Annotated in this window: 10 protein-coding genes and 1 rRNA gene; 7 read left to right on the forward strand and 4 right to left on the reverse strand. The window is 29.6% G+C overall.

The window, feature by feature from the left end; translation table 11 throughout:
* Positions 1-63: 63 nt before the first annotated feature.
* Both CPAL_RS05900 and CPAL_RS05905 read left to right on the forward strand, forming a co-directional pair.
* Entirely contained in the window at positions 64-711 is a 648-nt protein-coding gene (locus tag CPAL_RS05900; RefSeq protein WP_106024260.1) for a VTT domain-containing protein, read from the forward strand.
* Positions 712-875: 164 nt separating this feature from the next.
* Positions 876-1,742 carry a tRNA 2-thiocytidine biosynthesis TtcA family protein gene (locus tag CPAL_RS05905; RefSeq protein ID WP_061858465.1) on the forward strand — a complete coding sequence of 289 codons (867 nt, stop codon included), beginning with the start codon at positions 876-878 and terminating at the stop codon, positions 1,740-1,742.
* Positions 1,743-2,126: 384 nt separating this feature from the next.
* Here CPAL_RS05905 and CPAL_RS05910 read toward each other — a convergent pair whose 3' ends face one another.
* The gene (locus CPAL_RS05910; RefSeq protein ID WP_061858466.1) at positions 2,127-2,627 is read right to left on the reverse strand and encodes a dihydrofolate reductase; all 501 of its coding nucleotides are present in this window, start codon (positions 2,625-2,627) and stop codon (positions 2,127-2,129) included.
* A gap of 299 nt (positions 2,628-2,926) precedes the next feature.
* Here CPAL_RS05910 and CPAL_RS05915 point away from each other — a divergent pair, with 299 nt between their 5' ends.
* Entirely contained in the window at positions 2,927-3,415 is a 489-nt protein-coding gene (locus CPAL_RS05915) for a hypothetical protein (protein ID WP_106024261.1), read from the forward strand.
* An 18-nt stretch (positions 3,416-3,433) separates the two neighbouring features.
* Here CPAL_RS05915 and CPAL_RS05920 read toward each other — a convergent pair whose 3' ends face one another.
* Together CPAL_RS05920 and CPAL_RS05925 are read right to left on the reverse strand one after the other, a co-directional pair.
* The gene (locus CPAL_RS05920) at positions 3,434-4,201 is read right to left on the reverse strand and encodes a DUF4367 domain-containing protein (protein WP_061858468.1); all 768 of its coding nucleotides are present in this window, start codon (positions 4,199-4,201) and stop codon (positions 3,434-3,436) included.
* Positions 4,202-4,209: 8 nt separating this feature from the next.
* Positions 4,210-4,785: an RNA polymerase sigma factor gene (locus tag CPAL_RS05925; RefSeq protein ID WP_165815387.1), complete on the reverse strand. Its 576-nt coding sequence runs from the start codon at positions 4,783-4,785 to the stop codon at positions 4,210-4,212.
* Positions 4,786-4,945: 160 nt separating this feature from the next.
* Here CPAL_RS05925 and CPAL_RS13860 point away from each other — a divergent pair, with 160 nt between their 5' ends.
* Positions 4,946-5,095 (forward strand): hypothetical protein, encoded by a 150-nt coding sequence (locus CPAL_RS13860; protein ID WP_165815388.1) that lies wholly within the window; start codon positions 4,946-4,948, stop codon positions 5,093-5,095.
* A 71-nt stretch (positions 5,096-5,166) separates the two neighbouring features.
* Here the strand turns inward: CPAL_RS13860 and CPAL_RS05930 are convergent, their stop codons facing one another.
* A complete protein-coding gene (locus CPAL_RS05930) occupies positions 5,167-6,147 on the reverse strand; it encodes a type I phosphomannose isomerase catalytic subunit (protein ID WP_061858470.1) in 981 nt (326 codons plus the stop codon).
* A 292-nt stretch (positions 6,148-6,439) separates the two neighbouring features.
* Here CPAL_RS05930 and CPAL_RS05935 point away from each other — a divergent pair, with 292 nt between their 5' ends.
* The 3 genes from CPAL_RS05935 to CPAL_RS14015 all read left to right on the forward strand — a co-directional run.
* Positions 6,440-7,117: a fructose-6-phosphate aldolase gene (locus CPAL_RS05935; protein WP_061858471.1), complete on the forward strand. Its 678-nt coding sequence runs from the start codon at positions 6,440-6,442 to the stop codon at positions 7,115-7,117.
* A gap of 151 nt (positions 7,118-7,268) precedes the next feature.
* Positions 7,269-8,249, forward strand: a complete 981-nt coding sequence (locus CPAL_RS05940) for a Gfo/Idh/MocA family protein (RefSeq protein WP_061858472.1) — start codon at positions 7,269-7,271, stop codon at positions 8,247-8,249.
* A 415-nt stretch (positions 8,250-8,664) separates the two neighbouring features.
* A 23S ribosomal RNA gene (locus CPAL_RS14015) occupies positions 8,665-8,810 on the forward strand; the annotation flags it as partial.

Genomic DNA, 8,810 nt, shown 5'->3' on the forward strand with positions numbered 1-8,810 from the left:
TCATTTCTTAGAGGTTAAACTATAATATAATGAATGTAATTTAAGCTGCAGGAGGAATTAAGAATGGATGAATTTTTAAGGGAATTTTTATATATAGCATCTCATTTTGAGGATTATATAAGTATGGCTATTAATCAATTTGGAGCATATACATATATACTGCTTTTTTTTGTTATATTCCTTGAAGCAGCTTCAATTATAACCTCCTTTCTGCCAGGAGATTCCTTAATTTTTGTTACTGGAACTTTAGCTTCCATTAAGTTAATAAATGTAATTATTATATTTATTGTATTGTGCATAGCAGTTATAGCAGGAGATATTGTTAACTATTATGTAGGAAAGATTTTAGGAAGAAAAATTTTAAGAGCAGGGGATAATAAAGTTTTTAAAAAAGAGTCTATTGAAAGAGCTCATATGTTTTATGAGAATTATGGAAGAGTTGCAATAATCATGGGAAGGTTTATTCCTATAGTAAGAAGTTTTATAGCTTTTGTGGCAGGTATTACATCAATGAATTTATACAAATTCATGGGATATGCCATCATAGGTGGAATATTTAGAATATCTGTATTTTTGTTTGCAGGATATTATTTTGGAACTTTAAAAATCATAAGGGATAATCTTGAATTTGTTATTATTATAGTGGCTATGATTACATTTATACCAGCAATTGCAGGCTTTATAAAAGAGAGGATAAAACAAAAACATTAAAATATTAAGAGAGAAGAAGTGTTTAACCAAGATTCTACATAAAATAATTGAACTTAAGAGTACTTTACTCTACAATATAAAAGTAAAGTTTAAAAAATCTAGTTATAGTTATTTAAAACATAACCATTAATGATATAGAACTATAAAATAAATGAGGTGATGAAATGAGCAATCTTGCTGGAAGTGGATGTGAGTTATTAATTCCATTGAGTGAAAGAAAACCATTAAAGGATATAGAACGCAGTATTATTAAGACATACAGAAAACGTATATGGACTAAGTTTACTAAGGCTGTTAAGGATTTTAAGTTAGTAGAAGAAGGAGATAAGATAGCAGTAGCAATTTCTGGAGGAAAGGACAGTTTGCTTATGGCAAAGTTGTTTCAAGAACTTAAACGCCATGGGCGAATAAGCTTTGAGTTAGAATTTATTGCTATGGATCCAGGATTTCATGAAAGTAATAGAAAGCTATTACTTAGCAATTGTGAATATTTAAATATTCCTGTAAAAATGTTTGACTCCGGAATATTCGAAATAGTAGATAGAATAGCAAATGATTATCCTTGCTATATGTGTGCAAGAATGCGTCGTGGAGCTTTATACTCACAGGCTCAAAAACTTGGATGTAATAAGTTAGCTCTTGGACATCATTTTAATGATGTTATTGAAACAACAATGCTAAATATTCTTTATGCTGGAAACTTCAAAACTATGAGACCTAAATTACATGCCACAAACTTTGAAGGTTTAGAATTAATAAGACCTATGTACTACATTCATGAGGATGATATCAAGCGCTACACAATGAACGCAGGAATATCTCCTATGAACTGCGGCTGTGTAGTAGCAGCTCAAAAGACTTCAAGCAAACGTGCTGAAGTGAAAGAACTTATTAAGAAATTAAAGGAAAACTTTAAGGATGTAGAAAAGTCAATTTTCCAATCAGCACAAAATGTAAATATAGATTCAATTTTAGGCTGGGAAAAAGGCGGAAAAAAATATTCATTTCTAGATTTTTACGATGAAGAATAAAATAATAATTGCGAAGCAATTTTATTAAGTGCACCTAAATATGAAGTTTAAATAAACGCTAATGATTGTAAGTTTAATATTAGATTTGTCTGGATATGTATTCATTTTTACTAAAACGCTCTTATTTAATAGATGAGATAATCTTTTTTTAATATTGAACTGGAAATGAGATTTGCATTGTAGAAAGCGTTGAACAAGCGTTAGAAGCTCTTTATTTCTGGATTTAAAACACCGTAAGAACCTTCTATTGTCTGAACGACAGTGAGTTTAGAAGGTTTAGAGGTTTTAAAGCTAGAAATATTAGAGCTTCTTTGCGTAGTGAAGCTTTCCTAAATGCAAATTTCATATGGAATGTTCAATATTAAAGATTGTCACAATTTATTTCTAATGTTTTCTTTTGACCATAGTTAAAAATGTGTGTTTATATTTATTTTTTTCATCAACAGTACCTTCAATATGTTCAATTATGCTCCAGTCTTTTTCGTCATAAGGTGGGAAGAAGGTGTCGCCTTCAAAATCATGATGGATTATAGTTAAGTAGAATTTTTTAGCGTAAGGCATTAATAAATTAAAGATTTCTCCACCGCCTATTACAAAGTATTCATCTTCGCTTTCTATATAAGGTTTTAAGTCTTTTATATCATGAAGAATTTCTACGTTTTTGTTGTTAGGCTTAAAGTTTTTATTTCTAGTAAGGACTATATGTTTCCTGTTAGGAAGGACTTTAGGAAGAGTTTCAAAGGTTTTTCTTCCCATAATCATTGTCTTAGTTTGAGTCATTGTAATATCTTTAAATCTTTTTAAATCTACAGGCAAGCTCCATACTAGGGAATTATTTTTTCCTATTACGTTATTGTTAGCTACAGCTACTACAAAACTTAACATAAATTCATCTCCTAAAATTATAAACATAGAAAACTATGCAAATTCTACAACAAATTATCGCTTTCATCAAGCTATATTTCCTCCTATAATCAAATAACTAAGTCCTTCAAATATAAAATATGCTGCATTAGTACTCCTATCATATTTTATAGATTTAATATAATTTATTTTATCCTTTAAAATATTCTTTTCATCATATATAAGAGAGAAAGAATAAAAAATGTTTCACTTTTTTGAAACTTTTTTCATTTTATTTTATCTTATATAAGAAAAAATAAAATCCATAGGGAGGAAAATTTATGAGAAGAATTATAAAATTTTTATCTTTTACCTTTTTAATTATTTGCGTTATATCTATAAATGCTTTTGCAGCTTCTACCAATGATGTTCCTAATGAAAAGAGGAGTAATAGCGAAGTGTTTTATTCCAATAACAACTATGATTTAACTCTCGATACTCAAAGTACAACTAGCGATACCTTTATTGATTGGGGAAGCTCTATAGCAAAAATAGATATAGGCCTCATTAGTGTAACAGGCTTAACTGAAAGCTATGTAACAGTTGATACAATAGGCTATACACTATACGTGGAAAAATATGAAAATGGAAGTTGGCGCACAATTAAGACATTCTCTAACAGATTAAATAATTCTAAAAAAGTTAGCGGAAATCATACTTTATCAGTAGCATCTGATTATTACTATAGAGTACGAAGTATAAATTATATAATAGATAATGGAATACAGACATCTAAAACATCAGCAACTGATCCATTGTATGTATATTAAATAAAGCCCAATTGGGCTTTATTTTAATGACTTAATTATTTTTTCCACTTCAATATCTATAATATTATAAAATACAGTCATTTCAAACTTTATATTATTATTAAACCACAATAATTTTTTGAAGTTTTTATCATCGGTAATTAATTTTATATCCAAATCATTGATATTTATGTCCTCAGTTCTAAGTTGTGAACTAATAGAAATAGTTTCTTTTGCCTCTTCATATATAGTGCTTTGAGAAATTTGAATCTCTTGCCCTTTGTTATTAATATAATTTTGCTCTACACTATAATAATCACCTATAGCTTTTATATATTTTACAGTACTTATTCTGTAGCCATCAGGTAAATATTCTGGTACTAATAATTTAAAAGGTACCTTTTTCCTGGCCTCATCTAGTGATACTATTTTTTCTATTTGATCACCAGCATTATCAATCTTATTATTTTCATCTAAAGTGTTTTTTGAGTTATCATCTGTACTAAACTTAATATCTTTAGTATCTCCCCTTAGCTCCTCAAAAGTTTTTATAACGTTGAACTTAAATGCAATTACTTTAGGCAATGATGATATAAATATTGAGATAAACACAACTATTGTAAAGCTAGCTGTTAAAGCCATTCTTTTGGACATTGATGGACTTTTCCTTTTATCTTTTAAATTTCTGTGAAATTTATTTATTACAATGTTAAAGTCAGGAACTTCAACATCAGAATGTATGTCCATTTTGTCTCCAAATTCTATATAAGTATCTTTTATAAGTTTATCTAAATTATCATCTTTCATACTACTTTTTACCTCTTTTTCTTTAAGGTTGATGCTGCAATTTCTGAAGATAGCTCGGCATTTATAATATATTTGCGTATCTTCTCTTTTGCTCTCATATGTCTTGTTCTAACAGTATTTTCATTCATATCTAATATTAATGCTATTTCATTTAGGGTTAAATCATAATGATATCTTAAAAAAAATATTTCTTGATCAACAGGGCTTAACATTTTAATAGACTTTCTTACATACTCTTTCGTTTCGTTTTTTATTAATAATTCTTCTGGAATATCTCCTGATGAGTATGATAATGATTTTAAAGTCATATTTTCGCTTGGAACTTCTCTAGTGTATCTTTTAATCCACGATAAACTTTCATTTTTTGCTATTGTAAAAATCCATGATCTAAACTTACGTATATCTTTAATTGTATCAAATTTTTCGTAGGCCTTTATTAAGGTTTCTTGGAGTATATCCTCAGCTAATTGTTTGTTTTTTATGATAGAGTATATAAACTTATACAAATCTTTATATATTAAAGCCATATTCTCTTCAAAACGTTTTTTATTTTTTTTATATTTAAATATATTAATTAATTTCATAATCTTCTCCATGAGCTTACTAGTTTATATTATTTATTAAATCAAGCTGAGATAAATATTATATATAATTATACATAAACTTAAATAATTTGACAATAAATATAAATACTTCCATAGAATTATGAACAAATATAAAAGCTAGGCTGGAGCTTAGTTTATTATGATTACAAAAATCTCTAAGTGGAGAAAAAAGGCAGTTTGTGGAGTGGAGAAGTGGAAAGTGGAGGGAGCTAAAGCTCCAGTGGAGAAAAGGGGTAGTGTAGAGAGTTTAGGAAGTATTGAGTATTTGAGTATAATAAATAGTGGATAGAGTATGAATAAACATACCTATCCACTATATACTTTTAATTTAAATGGCGCTAGTTCTTATAGTAAGTTCCGCTACGCTTTCACATAATTTAGTATTTCATTTTCCAATTTTTTAACATCTGGTACATAGCTTTTTAGAACTTTCATATTTCCTTTGAAAGTATATTCGCCGAGAGAGGCAGGGATTAACAAGCTGTCTCCTTTATTTATAGTCTCTTTTCCATCTTTATAGATGATTTCTCCACTGCCTTCTACACAGGTAAAGGCAAAAAATCTTTCCTTATTGCTGTTTTCTGTGAAAGAAGTTTCTACATCATATAATTCGAGGGAGAAATCCTTGCATAGACAAAGATATGTTTTAGTATAGCCTTCGTTTTTTACAACAAGTCCATTAGAATTCTTTGCAACTAAATCTAAATTAATTACATCTAGAGCCTTTTCTATATGAAGTTCTCTTCCTCTGTTGTAGTCATATACTCTATAAGTAGTATCACTGTTTTGCTGTATTTCCGCAATTATAACACCTTCACCAATGGCATGTATTAAGCCGCTTTTTACAAAAAACACATCTCCTTTTTTAACAGATACCTTGTTCATATATTTATCCAAAGTTCCAGTTTCGATAGCGTTTTTCAATTGTTCTTTGGTGCAGCCTTTCTTTGTGCCTATAACTATATTTGCACCTTCAAAAGCTTCGACTACATACCATACCTCAGTTTTCCCCATTTCTCCTTCTACTCTTTTAGCATATTCATCGTCAGGATGTACTTGAACAGATAGCTTATCCTTAGCATTTATAAGCTTTATAAGTAGCGGAAACCAATTTTTAGATATTTCTGTACCTAAAAGATCATCACCCTTCAATTTTATCAAATCGATTAATTTTGTACCTTTAAGCTCACCATTAGATACAACACTCATTCCGTGTGGATGGCAAGCAATATCCCAGCTTTCACCGATATTTCCCTCAGGAAGATTATCTCTGAATAATTCAAAATCTCTTCCGCCCCATACTTTATTATAATATAAGTTTTTGAATTTTAATGGATACATATTGACACCTCCATATATTGATAAATTAATGAATTTCTTTTTCTATAATGGGATTTTTTGTGCTTTCATCTTTTATATCAGATAAGTTTTAGTAATTATCTTAATCTTTATAAGTTTATGTAATATAATAAATAAATTATATCATAAAGGACATATATGCATATACGATACTTTACAATAAGCTCCTTATATGTATGTTAGTAGCAAAAAATAGTTGTTTGTTTTCAACAGATTACTTAAATATTTGATAAAATATATGTATTAAACAAATTAAAAAAGAGGGGAAAAAGTTATGAAGCTAATTATTGACTATGCAAACTTGGATAAAATAAAGGATATATATGCTTATTATCCAGTAGACGGGGTTACAACTAACCCATCTATCATATCTAAAGAGGGTAAAAACCCTTATGAAGTTCTAAAAGTAATTCGTGAATTTATTGGAGAAGAATCTGAATTACATGTACAAGTAGTTTCTACTAAGTCAGAAGACATGATAAAGGAAGCTCACAAGATACAAGATGAATTGGGGAAAAACACATATATTAAAGTTCCAGTTACAAGGGAAGGATTAAAAACAATAAAAGCACTAGCAAAAGAAGGAGTTAACATTACAGCTACGGCTATCTATACTTCTATGCAAGCTTATCTAGCAGGTAAGGCAGGAGCTCATTATGCAGCACCATATGTAAACCGTATTGATAATTTAGGTGCAGATGGTATACAAACTGCAAAAGATATTCATGATATTTTCAAGAAGAATGGTTTAAAAACAGAGGTATTAGCAGCCAGCTTCAAAAATTCACAACAAGTATTAGAACTTGCTAAATACGGAATTGGAGCAGCAACTGTTGCACCAGACGTAATTGAAGGCCTTATTAAACTTGATGTTGTAACTTCAGCAGTAGAGGCGTTTACGAAAGATTTTGAAAAATTATGTGGTCAAGGAAAGACAATGTTAAACTGTTAATTTTATAAAAAGGTGAAATAAAGGACTATTTAATACAAGACTGTAATGAATATCTTTGTTTAAATAGTCTCCTTTTATATAAAATAGATATTGTAGGTTAATTATGTAGGTGCTGGTTAATAGGAAATTAAAAATGGGAGGATTATATATAATGGTAAGATTTGCGGTAATAGGTACAAATAAAATTACAGATAAATTTATAGAAGCAGCTAGTTTATGTAAGAAATTTAAATTAGCGGCGGTATATTCAAGAACAAAGGAAAGAGCTATAGAGTTTGGAAGTAAATATGGAGTTTCCTTAGTATATGATGATTTAGATAAGCTTGCAGAAAGTAAAGAAGTTGATGCTGTATACGTAGCTAGCCCAAATAGCTTACATGCTTCTCAATCAATAAAGATGATGAATGGTAAAAAACATGTACTTTGTGAAAAAACTATAGCGTCAAATAAAAAAGAATTGGAAGAAATGATAAAGGCATCTAGGGATAATGGAGTAATTCTACTAGAGGCCATGCGTTCTGTTTTTGACCCAGGATTTAAGATAATAGAAGATAATCTATGCAAACTTGGAATTATAAGAAGAGCTACTTTTCAATACTGTCAATATTCTTCACGATATGATAACTTTAAAAAGGGAATAATTGAAAATGCGTTTAATCCTATTTTTTCTAACGGAGCATTAATGGATATTGGAGTGTACTGTGTTCATCCACTAGTGAAGCTTTTTGGAATGCCTAAGAAAGTATGGGCAAACGCTGTTATTTTAGAAAATGGAGTAGATGGTGCTGGAACAATTATGGCTCAATATGATGGTATGCAGGCGGAACTTATATATTCTAAAATTACAAACTCTGCATTACCAAGTCAGATTCAAGGGGAAAAGGGATGCATGATTATTAAAGAGATACCAGATATAAAGAAAGTAGTAATTGTTTATAATAATGGAGATAAGGAAGAAATATCAGTAACTAATAAATATGATAATAATATGTATTATGAAATAGAGGAGTTTATTAAGCTTATTGAGACAAAGAAAAGTGCTGATATACATAATCAATATTCTATCATGGAACTTGAGGTTATGGATGAAGCAAGAAGGCAAATGGGAATTAAGTTTCCTGCAGATAAATAGAAAAATGATGTATAATCCTGGAGATATTGATTATTTCAAAAGAAAAAAGTAAATAAATTAGATACTAAAAAAGGTATTGACAAGAAGAAATAAATTTGTTATATTAAACACGCTGTCAGAGTGACAGTAAAATAAAAAGTTGTTCTTTGAAAATTGCACAGTGTATATAGATAGTTTTGCGAAAGCAAAACCACATTAAGTAGCTGAGAATGAATATATTTTCAATGACTAAGCCTTGAGCGAGTTTTAGAAGTTCTTAATGAGTGTAGTTGAAAATTTTGTAATCTTGTTACAGGATGTAACAAGGCTCTGAGCGCGTCAGGACGACGCATGCGAAAAGGTAGAAATTTTCAATGAAGGGAATTTAGAGATTCTTAACGAAGCGAAGGATTAGGAATGAAAATATATGAATGAAGATCAAGTAAAAAAGGGCACACGGTGGATGCCCTGGCACTAGGAGCCGATGAAGGACGTGATAAGCTGCGATAAGCTGCGGGTAGATGCAAATAATCTGTGATCCGCAGATTTCCGAATGGGGAAACCCACTTAGCTAACGCTAAG

The sequence above is a fragment of the Clostridium thermopalmarium DSM 5974 genome (assembly GCF_002995795.1).
Taxonomy (GTDB): Bacteria; Bacillota; Clostridia; order Clostridiales; family Clostridiaceae; genus Clostridium_H; species Clostridium_H thermopalmarium.